General features: G+C 48.7%; 1 protein-coding gene. It reads left to right on the plus strand.

The annotated features are described in order from the left end of the window. The coding region (locus FAF44_RS53845) for a transposase (RefSeq protein ID WP_237111213.1) at positions 1-380 on the plus strand (380 nt) is incomplete at both ends.

Here is a 380-nt window from a genome sequence, read left to right on the forward strand (position 1 = left end):
ATTTTACACCAGTTGTTTATTGGAGATTCCAGAGATGCCGGTATTGCCGCTTTGCTGGAGACGGTCTTTAATCAAGTACTTAGAGCACAGTCCGCAGAACAATTGGGGGCGGATAAGTACGAGCGTAATGAAGATCGTACAGCACTCCGCAACGGTTACTATGAGCGGGGCTTAACGACAAGAGTAGGCAAGTTAACGCTAAACGTGCCTCGGCATCGAGACGGAAGCTTCTCTACGGAGCTGTTCACCAGATACCAAAGAAGCGAACAAGCGCTGCTACTATCCTTAATGGAAATGGTCATTCAGGGCGTCTCCACTCGCAAAGTTGCGAATATTACCGAGGAGCTTTGCGGCACTGAATTTTCGAAGTCCACCGTAAG

It is taken from the genome of Nonomuraea sp. MG754425 (genome assembly GCF_021699195.1).
In the GTDB taxonomy this organism is placed as follows: domain Bacteria; phylum Actinomycetota; class Actinomycetes; order Streptosporangiales; family Streptosporangiaceae; genus Nonomuraea.